Source organism: Clostridium sp. DL-VIII (genome assembly GCF_000230835.1).
GTDB lineage: Bacteria > Bacillota > Clostridia > Clostridiales > Clostridiaceae > Clostridium.
The window spans coordinates 3,685,147-3,702,070 of sequence record NZ_CM001240.1; the positions used below are offsets into that span (position 1 = coordinate 3,685,147).

A 16,924-nucleotide genomic window follows, 5' to 3' on the forward strand; every position below is an offset into this window, starting at 1 on the left:
ACATATATCAAAAAAACATATTATTTATTCTTAAATACATGCGAAGCAAATTAATAATCAAACCGCCTGCATTATACACAAAGTATGCTGCAATCCATGCAACGATTAATTGAAAAAGTACGGAAAACAATGTAAACTTTGTTCCATATTCCTTTTGCATAGTACCAATTGTAGAGATACATGGAGTATACAGTAATACAAATACTAAAAAAGCATAAGCAGAAATAGTAGAAAAGTGCAGTGGTAAAACAACTGCTAAATCTCCTGAGAAAATTACCTGCATTGAAGCTAAAACAGATTCCTTTGCTAATAGCCCTGAAAGAAGTGATACTGCCGACTGCCAATTTCCAAAGCCCAATGGTTTAAATATCGGTGCAAGTACACTTCCAATCGATGCTAATATACTATCATCAACCTGATCAACCATCCCATGAATACTAAAGTTCGATAGAAACCATACTAATACGCTCATTGCAAATATAATAGTTGAAGCTTTCTTTAAAAATCCACTGGCTTTATCCAATGTCTGCTTATAGACCGAATTAACTTTTGGCATTTTATATTCTGGAATTTCAATTATAAACGGTTCTTCATCCTTCTTAAAATATGTGTTTTTAAATAGAATACCAAGTAAAAATGCAACCATTACTCCAAGTAAATATAGCGAGGATACTGCTAATCCTCTATGTGATTTAAAAAATACTGCTGCAAAAACTGTATAAACCGGAAGTCTTGCATTACACGACATAAATGGAACAAGAAGCGCAGTAAGCTTTCTATCTTTCTCACTTTCTAACGTTCTTGCTGTCATTATTGCTGGTACAGTACATCCAAAGCCTATTATCATGGGAATGAATGCTTTCCCCGAAAGTCCCATTTTTCTCATTAATTTATCCATCATAAATGCTACTCTTGCCATATATCCACTATCTTCTAGTATGGTTATGCAGATAAATAGAACCAGTATTATTGGTAATAATACTATAATTCCTCCAACTCCTGAAATTATTCCATCGACTATAAGAGAACTGAACCATGGAGATGAACCTGAAAGCATTTCTCTAGCTCCTGGTATAATCAGTTCATTTAAAATATTGTCCAGCAAGTCAGAAATAGGTTGTCCAATCCACGCAAACGTAAGTTGAAACATCAAAGCCATTAATAGCAAAAAAATTGGATATGCTAGAAATGGGTGCAATATAAACTTATCTAATTTTTCAGTAATAGTTTCTTGATTCTCAGCTCTTTTTGTGATACAGGATTTTAATACATCCTCTATAAAAATATATGCATCTTTCTCAGAAGAGAACCTATATTTTTTATTATTTAAAGGTTCTTTAAAATTACCGTTCTTTAATCGCTCTTTAATTTTACTAATTCCTATATTTTTCCCTGCAACAATAGGAATTACTTCTACATCCAATTCTTTAGAAAGCTTATCATAATCAATTGTTATTCCCTTGCTTTCAGAAATATCAATCATATTTAGTGCCATTACAATTGGAATATTAAATTGCTTAAGCTGGGTGGTAAGATATAAATTTCTATTGAGATTAGATGCATCTACAATGTTTAATATTAAATCCACATTGCCTTCTTCTAAATAACTCTTAGATACTTTTTCTTCATTTGAGAATGTATCCATGGCATATATTCCTGGCAAATCTACTATTTTTATATCGTCAAAAAGAAAACCTTCTTTTTTATCTACCGTAACGCCTGGCCAATTTCCAACATATTGATTGGAACCGGTAAGTGCATTATATAACGTTGTTTTTCCTACATTGGGATTACCAAGTAATGCTACATTGATCATTTTTTACGTCTCCCTCACTCTGGTAATAATTGGATTTTGTATCTATAATAATATATTGTAACACTATGCTCTTTTCAATAAAATGTTTTTAGCATCTTTTTTTCTTATAGCCAAATCAAATCCTCTAAAATTTATAATAACAGGATCTCCAAGTGGTGCTGCTCTCTTTAGCTCAACTTCAGTTCCTTCAATACATCCTAACGCAAATAACCTTTTAATTAATTTTGAATCTCCTTTAATTGATGAAATTATTCCTTTTTCTCCTGGATTTAAACTACAAATATTAATAATGCCACCTCCTAAATGAAATTACTTATCATATAATTAAGAATATCATTATTGGTTAAATTTTTCAATATAAAAATCCTCTTTTTTCCTCAAAAATTCGAAAAATAGAAAGATTCTAAAATATAAAATTCGTAAGGTCTCCATTTATAAAAAATAATTGTATCTTGAACTACTTATTCTATGTATTTAACATTATGCTAATATTTTCAGATTTCTATCACTATAAAAATGAATGAATATCCTGGCGTTTTTGCGTAAATAATAAAACTAAAGTAAGGTGGTGAAAGTTATGGGTTCTTCTCAATATAATAAGAATAAGAATGATAAAAGCAATACTGACAGAACTAAAGAAGATAAACATGATAATGATCATATCTCTAACAAAAATAATCATAAATAAAGCATTGTTATCATTTATATAAATACGGAAACTATATTTAGAAGCACAAATTAAATGATAGCAATACCATTAGTTGCTATCATTTTTATAATAATTAAAGCATTTTATTATTAATTAGATTTAAATCCTCGTAGAGGCGTTTCATCTATATCAAGTTCTTGAAATAGGTTTGCTACAATTATTTCATAATCGCTTAATCGCTCTGTCTTTCTTATTTGCTTTGCATATTTATCATTTTCTATAAACATATGTATCATATAAAACCAAAGTTCTTTCATTTTAAACAATACATTCTTATCTCCAGAAAGTATTTCTTTATACCCTCTAAGAACCGTATCATGAAAAGCTTTCAGCTCCAGTTTATTTAAACTATGATTATTTTTTATTTCTCGTATTAATGCTGGGTTTGCAATAAGTCCTCGTCCTAACATTACTTTATCTAAACATTGATGGTTTTCTATTAATTTCTCATAGTCGCTCATATTAAAAATGTCACCATTATAACAAACAGGATTTTTACTTAATGCTAGTGCATCATCAAATACCTTCATATTAGGCTTATTTTTATAAAAGTCTGTTTGTATTCTTGGATGAATAATAAGTTCATCTATAGGATATTTGTTAAAGATCTCAATTAAATCATAAAATTCTTCTGGAGATTCTTTTCCGATTCTTGTTTTTATAGAAATCTTCACTGACGTTTTTGAGAATGTGTCTTCTAAAAATTCATCAAGCTCCTTTCTTTGTGATAGAAATCCTGAACCTTTATGTTTGGCTACAACTGTGCCAGATGGGCATCCTAAGTTTAAGTTAATCTCATCATAGCCAAATTTAATCAATTCATTTACTGTATAAATGAAGTATTCGGAATTATTTGTAAGTATTTGAGGAATAACAGGAATTCCTTGATTATGTTCAGGTATTACATCATTCAATTCTCTAGAAGTAAATCCTTTATTCTTAGTCGGTGAGATAAAGGGCATAAAGTATTTATCAATTCCTCCAAAGAAAGTTTGATATGCATTTCTATATATGTATCCAGTAACACCTTCTAATGGTGCAAAAAAGTATTTCATCTTATAAAACTCCTAATTATAAATAATTTCAAACTATATTGTATATGACAAATATACTTTTGTATAGGTATATAAATTTTCGTTATTATAAATTCCTCGTAAGAATAAAAAAATAGCACCTACTTATTTAGTAAGCGCTTTTAGGTTTATCTTAAAATTTTCTATTAATGTGCCTTTTACTATCGTACTCATCTTTTATTTGTTGCCAATGAGTACCCATCCATATAAAGCCTAATACAAAAAATATGACAGATACCAGTAATAAAGGTGATATAAATACTCCAAATATAAGGCATATAACTCCTGCCAGAATTAATTGCAAGTGTGTTTTATATTTCAGCTTGCTGAACTCTTTTAATTCATCATCATCTAATTTCTCAATCTTCTCCTGAAGTTTTTTATCTTTTTCAGCTTTCATTTGTTTAAATGTTTCTTTAAAACTCATAATACAATCACCTCATTATCATTATATAGATGACTATTTAAATTTAGTAATGCATATTTGCTTTAATAGCAGAATTTATATATATAATAAAAAATAAGGTGCCGTGTAGCACCTTATTTTTTATTAATCATTTATTTCTTCAACAGCTTTATTCAATACTGAAATGACCTTATCGCACCAGTTATCAAATTCTTTATCCAAAGTCTGGCACTCAGGATGTTTTAAAACATATTCAATTGTTTTTCTTATTCCTTGATCAAATCGTGTTGTAGCTACAAACTCTGGTACAAGACGTTTTAATTTTGAATTATCAAATACAACTGAATTGGCTTTATCTCCAATGAGTCCTCCCTTAAAATCTTGATCGCTGCAAACATCTAAAAACATTGATGAAACGTAAAAAGCATTCAATTTCACACCTAAAGCATCAGCTATTGTTTGATAAATCTGATTCCAAGTTAAGGTCTCATCTGAAGTTATTTGAACTGCTTCACCAATTGCATGTATATTACTCATTAATCCAACAAAACCTTTTGCAAAATCACTATTATGAGTCATAGTCCATAATGATGTTCCATCACCATTAATAATAACAGGTTTTCCTTCTAACATTCTTTTTGCAACCTGCCAGCTTCCATTATTGCCAGTAACAGCAAATGGAATAGAACGTTCATCATATGTATGACTTGGTCTAACTATGGTAATTGGGAATCCTTCTTCTCTATATAATTTAATTAAATATTCCTCGCAGGCAATCTTATTTCTAGAATAATCCCAGTAAGGATTTGAAAGTGGTGTGCCTTCGTTAACTCTGTAATCACATAGTGGTTTTTGATAAGCTGAAGCTGAACTTATGAAAATAAATTGCTTTGTTCTGCCCTTAAATAATCTGTAATCTCTTTCTAGTTGATCTGGTGTAAATGCTATAAAATCTGCTACAACGTCAAACTCCATTCCGCTTAATAAGCCTTGTACCTTTTCTTCATCATTAACGTCAGAAACTATAAAATTTACTTTAGCACTTTCAAGCTCAGTTGAGCGATTAGCACGATTAAGTAAATAAAGATCCCATCCTTTTTTGATTAATAACTTTGAAATAGCTAGACTAATTCTTCCTGTTCCACCTATTAATAACGCTTTCATCCATTAACACACCTTTCATGTCATGTAAACATTTTATCATAATTAAATATAATACTATACTTGGATTATTATGCTGTCAATAGCATAATACTACCTAACTTTTACATAATAAAACTAAAAATAATACTTAACTTTATATAGTTAATATGCATATCAATATTATATTTCGTAATACGACTCAGAATAGTATTATGACGCTTTTAGATAATCGTTTTCATATAAGCTACTATAGGGAAAGGCTACTATATCCATTGCTTAAGAATAAAAAAAGTATCTTATTATAGATACTTATTAAAATTTATATATTTTTACTTACCAATTAGCTGATAATTAGTTTTATAATAATGCACAATAAGGTTGTCCAATTCTTGACTAACTGATATTGTTTTTTCATTCAACAATCCTTTTTCGTCTATAAGGTTTATCAATTTATATCTTAATTCATCCATTATATAGCCCCCTTCCTCCAAAAACATTTTTTACCAACAATTTACATTATATTGAAAAATTATAATAATTGCAATATAAAATTTAACTATTTTAATACTATTATTATTCAAAAAATTACTCATTGCGGCTAAATCTGCCAACTTATATATAAGTCTCTTACAAGCTTAGTAGACAATTTATATACCTATATTAACAGGGAAAATTATAAAAATAAATTTAAGATTTTATTTTAAAATATGCTTCCAAACTTCTTAGGACTTTTGAATAAATATTCATTATAATTTTCTGATTTATCATTAAAACTATTTATTTTAACTATATCATTACTGGTTGATGAATGAACATAATTTCCATTTCCTAAATACATAGCTACATGACCGGGAAAAAATATCAAGTCCCCTGGCTTTAGTTTTTCAAATGATATTTCTTTGATTGGAAAGCCTTTTTTTATCTTAGCATCTCTATAAATAAGTATTCCATTTAGCATGTAAGCCATTGAGCAGAGACCTGAACAATCAATTCCAAGAGGTGTTTTCCCACCCCACCTGTATTGAGTTCCTAAATAGCTTATTGCAGCTTTAGTTAAATTCTTTCTTAAGTTTTCTTCATCTTTTATATCATAGGTATTTATTATTTTTGATATAAAACTTTTTCTAATCCATCCTATTCTTGAATCTGGTAATTTAACTTTTACGAATCTTTTATTTTCACTGATTTCATTAGTTGAAATCAAGTTACCACCCTTCGTTAATCTTGCTATTTGATATCCAGAAGCCTCAGGTTTGTTTAGTACATCTGCAAATGAGTTTAATACCACAGTATTTTTTTCTCTATTCCATAGTTTTGAGTTAATATCATCAATAATCAGATTTTCTCCATTTATATATCCCTCATATTTGTAATGAGTTCTTATATAAAACCAATTACTAGGTTCAGCTTTAAGTATTTCAACATTCATTCCAAATAAAACTTCATCAACATTTTCTGAAATTTCTTTAGGCTCACTTTTTAATATCCCAATAGTTTTATTTACCACAGCATATTTCATTTAATCACCTCATTAATTCTAATATATTAAAAGATAGTTATTTCTTTTCTGTTGCAATCTATGGCTGCTTTTTTGCCTAAAGGGAGGCTCATAGTAGGCATACAATGCCCGCAGGCTAAATTATAAATTGTAGGCTTGTTTTCTGGCTTAATTAGTTCTTCAAAAACCTCCATCAAACTTAAGCTTTTATCTTCCTCTTTTGCCTTGCAATCAGTCCATGCTCCCAAAATAATACCTGCTGCATCTTTAAATTTTCCTGATTGTTTTAATTGAATCAGCATCCTATCTATTTTATATGGTAATTCATCCACATCCTCTAAAAATAATATTTTACCTTTAGTATTAATTTCATAGCGAGTTCCTAGAGATGAAACTATTAAAGAAAGATTACCACCAGCTAGTTTTCCTGTTGCGCATCCATTAACTAAAGTATTGATTTTTTGTCCATTAGGATTTTCAAGTTTCCCTAAAGGTTTATCACTAAATATGTTTCTTTTAAAATAATCCATAGTGTAACAATCTATTCCTTTATATAATTCTGTTCCAGCCATTGGGGTATGGAAAGTTATTAGCTTGCATTTTTGATTAAGTACATTATGAAGAACTGTAATATCACTATATCCTGCAAACACTTTAGGATTCCTTTTAATCATCTCATAATCCAGCATATCAAGTAATCTTGCGGAACCATAACCACCTCTTATTGCAAAAATTCCTTTAATATTTTTATCTTTAAACATATTATTTATATCATTAGCTCTTAAATCATCACTTCCAGATAAAAAACCATGTAAGCCTCTGCAACTTTCACCCAAAACTACTTTAAGACCTAAGTCTTCCATTGCTTTAACTGAAGGATTTATTCTATCATTTGGAGTTGGACCAGCGGGACCGATTAATCCTATTTTATCTCCAACTTTTAAAGGTTTAGGCTGTATCATTTAATCATTCCCCTATCTATAAAATAATAATATAACTTATTCTCCTTCTATAAAAATATGAGCTCAGATTCTAGAAAAAGCTTAGCTAAAAAAAATATAAAAGTCACCACATTAAACCTTCTGTATAAATGCAGTGACCTCATTATCAATATATTCAATTCCTTTTATATTGTACTCTTTTTTTATTTCAATTATAAATTTTTTAATACTAAACTATTTGAAATGAACTTGTTTTCCACCTGGAACTTCATACACGATTCCATTCACACTTATCCAAACAGATTTAAAATTAGGGTTATATACAAACTCTCCGCTCATAGAAAATTGTAAATTATCACTTGCCTTTAAATAATCAACTATCTCGATATTTGTTGCATACCATATATCTTCTCTATTCCCCAATTTCTCACAGAATTTCTCGATGATATCCCAATTATCATCTCTAGGGAATTCATAACTGTGTCCCCATACATAAAACATATATAAGTATTGTTTCTTGTTTAAAGCTAAAAAATCATCTGCATACTTAAGCAAATTAGGATTACCATGTCTACAAGTTCCTTTCCATTCAAGAAAATCTTCTGGAATATCAAAGGTACCAGTAGTTTCAACGACTCGTCCATATTCTATTCCAAGACTAGGTAGTATTGCTTTAATTTCATTACTATATGAACCATTAGGATAAGATAAGCCTCTTACTGTATATCCAACTATAGATTCAAGTTTTTCCCTGTCTTCAAGAATTTGCTTTGCTACATGGGCTATTGGTAATCTTGAAATAGTTGGATGAGTATCTGTATGGCATGAGATTTCATGTCCTTTATATAAATCGCTAATTTCTTCCTTAGGTATTCTTAATCCATAAATATCATTTTGGGTTGGAGGCGCATCCTTAAGAAGCCCAGAATTTAAATGAAAAGTCCCTTTAATTCCATATCTATTAAATAAAGAAATTAATTTTTTATCAGGCTCTCGTCCATCATCATAGCTCATTGTTAATACTTTAAATTTTCCATTTGGAAAACACTTATAAATAGTTCTCATGTATACTACCCTCTATCTTAAAAATATCATGAAGAAATTTATTAAATATCGTCTTTAAAATCTGTTTGTTAAATAAACCTCTATGGATATTTTATTATATATAGGTAACTATTTCAAGATTAATACTTTTGTAAATATAGAAGCTATTGCATAAAGTTTTACTACTTAATTGCAATAGCTTCTTATAGTTAGTTTCATTTAAAATTTATATATTAGATAAATAAATTTAATCCTGAATCATTAGCAGCACCTAGATATGAAGCAACTCCTCCTATTTCAACTCCGTCAATAAATTCTTCTTTCTTTATTCCCATTAATTCCATGCTCATAGAGCATGCTACAACATTAACACCCATATCAATTGCATTCTTTATTAATGTTTCAAGGCTATCAACATTATGTTTTTTCATGATTTGCTTTATCATTGCAGGACCCATTCCCATCATATTCATTTGAGATAATGGTAATTTTCCCGGATGAGCTGGAAGCATTATATCAAACATTTTTTCCATAGTATCCTTCTTTACATTAGGCTTATTGGGATTTTTCAATATATTAAGCCCCCAGAAGGTAAAGAACATTGTAACTTCTTTTCCCATAGATGCAGCCCCTGTAGCTATTATGAATGAGGCTATTGCTTTATCTAAATCTCCACTAAACACAACTAGTGTTGCTCCATTTTTTTCTATAGATTCTACTTTAAGAGCCTCAGTTTGTAAATTCAATGCTGATGCTTTTCCTTTTTGAATATAAGCCATAAAGGCTTTCTCGCTGCTATTAAATTCTGATTTTAATAGAGTATTTCCAGTTGAATCACACCATGATTTTATATCCTTCGTAAATCCAGGATCGCTTGCTTTAACTTCTAAAATATTTCCATCTTCCATTTTCTTAATTTCTTCAAATACTCTTTTTATTGGACCTGGGCATTGAAGTCCACATGCATTTAAACTTATATTAGCATTTATTTCTGTTACATCTGAATTTTCTAATTTCATTACAGCTACCTCATCATCTATTTTTCTATTATTTTTATGCTGATTTTCTATACTTTCCTCTGCTCTTTTTACATATAAATAAGTTTTTACTCCACCGTCTATATTTGTACAGTCAAATCCATTTTGTTCTAAAATTCTGCAGGCAACATATCCTCTAAGTCCAACTTGACAGGTAACATATAAACTTTTATTCCTTGGAATTTCATTTATTCTCTTTCTCAATTCTCCAAGTGGAATATGAATAGAATTATCAAATCCACCTGTAACTAACTCAAATTCTTCTCTTATATCAAGAATTAAGGATTTTTCGGCGTCTAATTTATCAATTTCATGCCATTGAATTGTTTTTGTAAATCCCTCTATAATATTTGAAGCATAGTATCCAAGCATATTAACTGGATCTTTAGCCGAATTATATGGTGGCGCATAACATGGTTCTATATCTTGTAAATCAAATACAGTAAGTTTTCCTTTAATTGCTGCTGCTATTACATCAATTCTTTTTTCAACACCATCAAGGCCAACTCCTTGTGCACCAAATATTCGTCCTGATTTTGAATCAAATAGCATTTTAAAGGCTATAGGGAAAGAACCTGGATAATAGCCAGCATGAGAACCTGGATGAATGTGTATAGCTTCATATTCAATGCCTAATCTTTTCAAAGTCTTTTCGTTATTTCCAGTTGTTGCTGCTGTATAATCAAATATCTTTGCAACTGATGAACCAAGAGTTCCTCTATATTCAGCTTTTTTGCCACAGATGTTATCTGCTACTATTCGACCTTGTCTATTAGCTGGCCAGGCTAGAGGAATCATTGTAGGCTTTTCATTTACAAAATCCATAATCTCTACCGCATCACCTAAAGCATAAATATTAGGATCAGAAGTTTTCATAAATTTATCAACTACAATAGCTCCTCTTTCATTTAATTTCAAATTTGCATCTCCTGCAATTGTTGTTTCAGGTTTCACTCCGATTGATAATATTACAATATCAGTTGATACTTCTTTTCCACTATTTAATACTATCTTTCTACCGTTATCTTTAAAACTCTTTACTCCATCATTTAATAGTAGTTCAACACCTTTATCTATTAAATGTTCATGAATGATACTTGCCATTTCAAAATCTAGTGGAGCCATTACTTGGATTCCTGCCTCAACTAATGTTATATTAATTCCTCGAGCATGAAGATTTTCTGCCATTTCAAGACCGATAAATCCTCCTCCTACTACAGTTGCATGCTTCGGTTTTTTCTTATCAACATATGCTTTAATTTTATCGGTGTCAGGTATATTTCTAAGAGTAAATAAATTATCACATTCTCTTATTCCTGATATTTGAGGTTTTATTGGTGCTGCTCCCGGCGATAAAACTAAAATATCATAAGATTCTTCATATTCTTCATTTGTTTTGTGATTCTTAATTTTAACTACTTTATTTTCTTTATCTATATTTAATGCTTCATTAAAATTTCTTATATCCAGATTAAATTTTTCACTCATTTCTTCAACTGTCTGTACTATAAGCTTACTTCTATCGTCTATTGTCTCACCGATATAATAAGGAAGACCGCAATTAGCAAAGGATATATATTCACCTTTTTCAAGCACAATTATTTCAGCTTTTTCATCTAATCTTCTAAGCCTTGCAGCAGTAGACGCACCACCAGCAACTCCACCAACGATAATTATTTTCTTAGTCATAAAATCTCTCCTTTTTTATAATGCATATTTATAAAACATCATGATAATATTTCGATTATTTTCATACTACTGATTGTTATTTATTTAACTTAATTAGAGTTTATAAAATTATCAGCATAATTGTCTGTGACTTTATCACTAAGTTTAATTACGGAAAGAATTATAAGCGTACACTTTCAATAAATATTTGAATTAGAATGTAATCCTATAAAAATCTCTGTATTTAGGTTTAAAATTCTTACATTAACAAATACTATTAAATAATTACTATATAAGGAGGAATGATTTATGCCTAAAACTACTGGTGTAGTCAAATGGTTTGATGCTGAAAGGGGATTTGGTTTTATATCATGCAGCGAAGGAAATGATGTTTTTGTACATCATTCACAAGTTAAAGAAAAAGGTCCAGATAAAGAGTTACATGAAAATGAAAGTGTAACCTTTGATATTGAAGATGGTAAAAAAGGCCCTATGGCTACAAATGTTCAAAAATTATAATATAAGTATAGATTTTTAAATATTCTCTAGACTTTATAAATAGAAATGAAGGCTTTAAATATCATATCTTCATTTCTATTCACATTAAGTAAGTAATATTAAGTATTAATAATTTTTCTGCAAAGACTTTTTAACATAAGTAATATAATTCTTTAGTAGTATAATATTACTATAATAAAGTAATTAAAAATACTTTCAAGTTAAATGCTATGTCTCAGATTTTATAATATTTAATGAAAGAAGGCTTAATATGATAATAGTTGCTAAAGATGGTACAGGACAATTTAATAACATTCAAGCTGCAGTTGATTCTGTTACAAAAGATAGTGCTGAAGAAATTGAAATATATATAAAAAAAGGTGTCTACAAAGAGAAATTATGTATTTTAAAACCTTTTATAACCCTCATCGGAGAGGATAAAAATCAAACTATTATAACTTATGATGATTATGCAAAAAAACTATTTCCAAATGGCGAAGCATATAGGACATTTAATTCTTATACTATCTTCATAGGCACTAAAAATTTTACTGCAAAAAATATAACTTTTGAAAATGCTGCTGGAATTGGTGAAATTGTTGGGCAAGCCGTAGCTGCATATGTTGAAGGTGATAAAGCAAAATTTAAAAACTGTAGATTCTTAGGAAATCAAGATACTTTATTTACTGGTCCACTTCCCCCTAAACCAATAGAAGGCAATAACTTTGGTGGACCTATGGATGAAAAAGAACGAATTGTAGGAAGGCAATATTATGAAAATTGCTACATTGAAGGTGATATAGATTTTATATTTGGTTCTGCCATTGCTGTCTTTAATAAATGTGAAATATTCTCAAAAAACAGGGATAGAGATGTTAATGGATATATAACTGCAGCCTCAACAGTAGAAGGCAAAGAATTTGGTTATGTGTTTATTGATTGCAAATTAACAAGCAATGCAGCTTCTAATACTGTTTATCTAGGAAGGCCTTGGAGAGATTTTGCTAAAACTGTATTTATAAATTGCTATATGGAAAATCACATAAAAAAAGAAGGATGGAATAATTGGAACAAGACACTTGCTGAGAAGGAAGCAGTTTATGCAGAATATAACAGTTATGGACCTGGTGCATCTAATGAAACAAGAATGCCTTGGTCTTATATCTTAAATGAAACTGAAATTAAAAAATATACTATTTTTAACATACTTAGTGGAAATGATAAATGGAATCCAGAATTATAATTATCTACTATTTTTATAATTAGGCTTGTGCAATATTTGCACACGTGCACAAAATGTTATACAAGCCTAAATTAATTATTTGCAGGCAACCTTTACTACTATTTTCTTTATACTAGAAGGTTTACCTAGAGCACAACCTGGTTTATGTCCATCTTCTGGGAAAAAGATTGCATAATCTCCAGCAGAAAATTTTATATTCGAGCCTTTATCTGTTTCTTTATAAAAAATCAAATCTTTTTCTGGTCTAAAATCTTCGCTAACTTCTAAATTAGTTATTGGAGCATATCCCATAATTTCTTGACCTTCAACAATTAATTGGATATCAATATACTTTTCATGAGCTTCCCAATTTTTTTCTTTTTCATCTGCAGTAGTATATTCTTGTACCAATGCAAATACATCCTTTCCTGAGATTTCGTATTCACCAACTTTTAAGTCATTTAAATTATTGCTCTTTAAAAATTCAAAAGCTTTTACAAAATTCTTATTGATAGTTGAGTAATCTTTAGTGTTTTTAATATTTTCACATATCATAAATAAAGTCCTCCTGATATTTTATTGTTTTAGTCTATATGTGAATAATATACCTCTTAAAGAAATAATTCAATAATTAACTAATATTTAATTAAAGATAACACTGTTTATTTGCATAATTATATTACTTAAGATAAAAATATATATGTAGTTAGAATTATAGAATTTATATGGACTAAACCTAATTAATTGCATTTGTATATATAATAAGACATTATTCTACTTTAATACTCTATAAACAGAATTTTCATTTTTTTGTTTTCATATAGTAATTTTTAGAGTATAATAAACATGGATAAGAAAGTTTGTTATTTTATTAACTAAATTTATTTCTTAGCCTATTTAGTATCACAACAAATTTACAAGTATACGGAGGTCGTAATAATGTTAACATCAGCTAAAGAAATGTTAAACAAAGCAAAACAAGGAAAGTATGCAGTTGGTCAATTCAACATAAACAACTTAGAATGGACAAAAGCTGTATTATTAACTGCACAAGAAAACAATTCACCAGTTATTTTAGGTGTATCTGAAGGTGCAGGAAAATATATGACTGGATATAAGACTGTTGCTGCTATGGTTAAAGCAATGATCGAAGAATTAAATATCACTGTACCAGTTGCACTACACTTAGATCACGGTAGTTATGAAGGAGCTAAAAAATGTATCGAAGCTGGATTCTCATCAATCATGTTTGATGGATCTCACTATCCAATAGCTGAAAACATAGAAAAGACTAAAGAATTAGTTGCTATAGCTAATGAAAAAGGACTTTCTTTAGAGGCAGAAGTTGGTTCAATTGGTGGAGAAGAAGATGGAGTTATCGGTAAAGGTGAAGTTGCTGATCCAAATGAATGTAAGCAAATTGCTGATTTAGGAGTTACAATGCTTGCTGCTGGAATCGGAAATATCCACGGAAAATATCCAGCTAACTGGACTGGATTAGATTTTGATGCATTAGCTAAAATTGAAAAAGCTGTTGGAACTGATATGCCATTAGTATTACATGGTGGTACTGGAATTCCAGAAGATATGATTAAAAAAGCAATTTCTCTTGGTGTTGCTAAAATCAACGTTAACACTGAATGTCAATTATCTTTCCAAGAAGCTACTAGAAAATACATAGAAGCTGGAAAAGATTTAGAAGGAAAAGGCTTTGACCCAAGAAAATTATTGGCACCAGGTTTTGAAGCTATTAAGGCTACAGTTAAAGAAAAAATGCAATTATTCGGTTCTGTAAACAGAGCATAATTTCATTATTATATTAAAAAGGAGCAGTGTATACTGTTCCTTTTTAATATATGTAACTATTAATCTTATAATGCGAGATAATTCATTTTTCTATTCTCTCCGCTATCTCTAGCTTTCTGCAGTATTTCATTTATTGCTGAACTAAATATTATATTAGAACTGTACACGCTGGAGGTATTGAAATATTCTAATATCCACATGTTTTTCTTATTATTTAGAAGCTTGCTCAAAGTATTCATAGTTTCTCTAAAAGATAGATTATATTTCCATAAAAGTTCAACAACATTGTTAAGACGATTACTAATTATCTTAAAATCTAATTCCTTGTCAATTCTTCCAAGTTCAACAATGTATTTTGCATCTTTTAAAACTTCTGCAGGCAAAAAGTTGTTATCGTGTTCATTCCTTCTTAAGCTGTCATTCAAGATATTTAAAATATATATAAACATTTAATTTCTCCTTAAATTATATTTCTTTGATATACGTTTACATTAATTATATCACTAAATTTCTACTTAATCTACCCCATTCTACATATTTGTACAATTTTCTTTTTTCTTTATATTATTCTTATTAAATTATTATTTTATTTAACTTCTTTATAATATAGGAATTATTATTTGCAAATATATACATACTAATATAAGTATTATATTTATATTTTGGAGGTGCCATAATGAACAATAAATATAATGATTTATTTGATGAACTGGTTAAATCATATTATGAAGATAATTTCGATGAAACTCTTGAGAGAATTATGACATGCCATGAAAAATCTCCACAAGAAACTTTTCAGATAATTACGTCTTTATGTGGAGTTGATATGGAGTTTGATAATAATTATTTATATAACTTGAAGAAAGCTATAACTGAATATACTGTTAATGTACGATTAATAGAAAAAATTAAAGGCTGCAACATAGAATGCACTAAAGATGAAAATGGCAAGTTTAGTTGCCAAGCAGCCTGTCCATTTGATGCAATCATGTATGATGACAAACAAAAGAGCACTTTTATCGATTCCGATCGTTGTTTAAGCTGCGGAGTATGTATAGATTCATGCCAGAATGGATTAATATTAGATAAAGTATTTTTTCTTCCTGTTTTGGATCTTATTAAGAATAATAAACATGTTTTTGCAGCTGTTGCTCCCGCTATTTCTGGTCAGTTTGGTGATAGTGTGACAATGGATAAATTAAGAGCAGCATTAATAAAAATAGGATTTACTGATATGTTTGAGGTTGCCTTTGCCGCTGATGCATTATCAATAAAGGAAGCTGTTGAATTTGATAGACTTGTAAATAATCCAGATGACTTTATGATAACATCCTGCTGTTGTCCTATATGGATTGGAATGTTAAGAAAAGTATACAAAGAACTTGTTCCTAATTTATCTCCTTCTGTCTCTCCTATGGTTGCAGCTGCCCGCATGATAAAAAAATTAGATAACGATGCGAAAGTTGTATTTATAGGTCCATGTATTGCAAAAAAAGCTGAGGCGAAAGATAAGGATTTAAATGATGCCGTAGATTTTGTATTAACATTTGAGGAGCTTAATGAAATATTTTCAGCATTAAAAATTGAACCTGATAAACTGCAAGAAATTCCTTCTATAGAATACGCTTCAAAAGGCGGCCGTTTATATGCACGTAGTGGTGGCGTTTCTATTGCAGTTTCTGATGTTATAAAGGAATTTTGTCCTGAAAAATTTGAACACTTTAAGGCTGCTAATGCTTCCGGAGTTAAAGATTGCAAAGAGCTTCTTGAAAAAGCTTTAAAAGGAGAGCTTGATGCAAATTTCCTTGAAGGTATGGGCTGTATAGGAGGGTGTGTTGGTGGACCTAAGGCAATACTTCCTACAGATTTAGGTAAAGAAGCCGCTGATAAATATGCTTACAATTCAGCAATAAAAGTCCCTGTTCATAGTAAAGTACTTGATCAAGTTTTGGAAAAGCTTGATATACATTCACTAGATGACTTTCATGATAAAGATAAAATAAGTATTTTTGAACGGAAATTTGAATGATAATTTTTAACTTGGCATTATTAATTATTACATT

16 protein-coding genes are annotated in these 16,924 nt (G+C 29.5%); 4 read left to right on the plus strand and 12 right to left on the minus strand.

Annotation, left to right across the window (positions count from 1 at the left end):
* Positions 1-7: 7 nt before the first annotated feature.
* The 10 genes from feoB to CDLVIII_RS17095 all read right to left on the minus strand — a co-directional run bounded on the left by feoB (position 8) and on the right by CDLVIII_RS17095 (position 11,356).
* The gene (gene feoB / locus CDLVIII_RS17055; RefSeq protein WP_009170699.1) at positions 8-1,816 is read right to left on the minus strand and encodes a ferrous iron transport protein B; all 1,809 of its coding nucleotides are present in this window, start codon (positions 1,814-1,816) and stop codon (positions 8-10) included.
* A 63-nt stretch (positions 1,817-1,879) separates the two neighbouring features.
* Positions 1,880-2,104, minus strand: a complete 225-nt coding sequence (locus CDLVIII_RS30030; RefSeq protein WP_009170700.1) for a ferrous iron transport protein A — start codon at positions 2,102-2,104, stop codon at positions 1,880-1,882.
* A gap of 510 nt (positions 2,105-2,614) precedes the next feature.
* A complete protein-coding gene (locus CDLVIII_RS17065) occupies positions 2,615-3,580 on the minus strand; it encodes a tRNA-dihydrouridine synthase family protein (RefSeq protein ID WP_009170702.1) in 966 nt (321 codons plus the stop codon).
* Between the two features lie 151 nt (positions 3,581-3,731).
* Positions 3,732-4,025, minus strand: a complete 294-nt coding sequence (locus tag CDLVIII_RS17070; protein WP_009170703.1) for a hypothetical protein — start codon at positions 4,023-4,025, stop codon at positions 3,732-3,734.
* Between the two features lie 123 nt (positions 4,026-4,148).
* Entirely contained in the window at positions 4,149-5,168 is a 1,020-nt protein-coding gene (locus CDLVIII_RS17075; protein WP_009170704.1) for an SDR family oxidoreductase, read from the minus strand.
* Positions 5,169-5,476: 308 nt separating this feature from the next.
* Positions 5,477-5,617, minus strand: coding sequence for an aspartyl-phosphate phosphatase Spo0E family protein (locus CDLVIII_RS30035; RefSeq protein WP_009170705.1), 141 nt, complete (start codon positions 5,615-5,617; stop codon positions 5,477-5,479).
* A 230-nt stretch (positions 5,618-5,847) separates the two neighbouring features.
* Positions 5,848-6,666, minus strand: a complete 819-nt coding sequence (locus tag CDLVIII_RS17080) for an NlpC/P60 family protein (RefSeq protein ID WP_009170706.1) — start codon at positions 6,664-6,666, stop codon at positions 5,848-5,850.
* A gap of 26 nt (positions 6,667-6,692) precedes the next feature.
* A complete protein-coding gene (locus tag CDLVIII_RS17085) occupies positions 6,693-7,607 on the minus strand; it encodes an LD-carboxypeptidase (RefSeq protein ID WP_009170707.1) in 915 nt (304 codons plus the stop codon).
* A 213-nt stretch (positions 7,608-7,820) separates the two neighbouring features.
* Positions 7,821-8,651, minus strand: coding sequence for a polysaccharide deacetylase family protein (locus CDLVIII_RS17090; protein ID WP_009170708.1), 831 nt, complete (start codon positions 8,649-8,651; stop codon positions 7,821-7,823).
* A 212-nt stretch (positions 8,652-8,863) separates the two neighbouring features.
* Positions 8,864-11,356, minus strand: a complete 2,493-nt coding sequence (locus tag CDLVIII_RS17095) for a CoA-disulfide reductase (RefSeq protein WP_009170709.1) — start codon at positions 11,354-11,356, stop codon at positions 8,864-8,866.
* Positions 11,357-11,644: 288 nt separating this feature from the next.
* Between CDLVIII_RS17095 and CDLVIII_RS17100 the strand changes: the two genes are divergently transcribed.
* Together CDLVIII_RS17100 and CDLVIII_RS17105 are read left to right on the plus strand one after the other, a co-directional pair.
* Entirely contained in the window at positions 11,645-11,854 is a 210-nt protein-coding gene (locus tag CDLVIII_RS17100) for a cold shock domain-containing protein (protein WP_009170710.1), read from the plus strand.
* Positions 11,855-12,104: 250 nt separating this feature from the next.
* Positions 12,105-13,076, plus strand: coding sequence for a pectinesterase family protein (locus CDLVIII_RS17105; protein WP_009170711.1), 972 nt, complete (start codon positions 12,105-12,107; stop codon positions 13,074-13,076).
* 75 nt (positions 13,077-13,151) lie between these two features.
* Here the strand turns inward: CDLVIII_RS17105 and CDLVIII_RS17110 are convergent, their stop codons facing one another.
* Positions 13,152-13,610: a YhcH/YjgK/YiaL family protein gene (locus CDLVIII_RS17110; RefSeq protein ID WP_009170712.1), complete on the minus strand. Its 459-nt coding sequence runs from the start codon at positions 13,608-13,610 to the stop codon at positions 13,152-13,154.
* 384 nt (positions 13,611-13,994) lie between these two features.
* Here CDLVIII_RS17110 and fba point away from each other — a divergent pair, with 384 nt between their 5' ends.
* Positions 13,995-14,861 carry a class II fructose-1,6-bisphosphate aldolase gene (fba, locus tag CDLVIII_RS17115; RefSeq protein WP_009170713.1) on the plus strand — a complete coding sequence of 289 codons (867 nt, stop codon included), beginning with the start codon at positions 13,995-13,997 and terminating at the stop codon, positions 14,859-14,861.
* Positions 14,862-14,926: 65 nt separating this feature from the next.
* Here the strand turns inward: fba and CDLVIII_RS17120 are convergent, their stop codons facing one another.
* Entirely contained in the window at positions 14,927-15,310 is a 384-nt protein-coding gene (locus CDLVIII_RS17120) for a hypothetical protein (protein WP_009170714.1), read from the minus strand.
* A gap of 227 nt (positions 15,311-15,537) precedes the next feature.
* On the opposite strand from CDLVIII_RS17120, the gene CDLVIII_RS17125 reads away from it, so the two are divergent.
* Positions 15,538-16,890, plus strand: a complete 1,353-nt coding sequence (locus tag CDLVIII_RS17125) for a [Fe-Fe] hydrogenase large subunit C-terminal domain-containing protein (protein ID WP_009170715.1) — start codon at positions 15,538-15,540, stop codon at positions 16,888-16,890.
* Positions 16,891-16,924 lie beyond the last annotated feature (34 nt).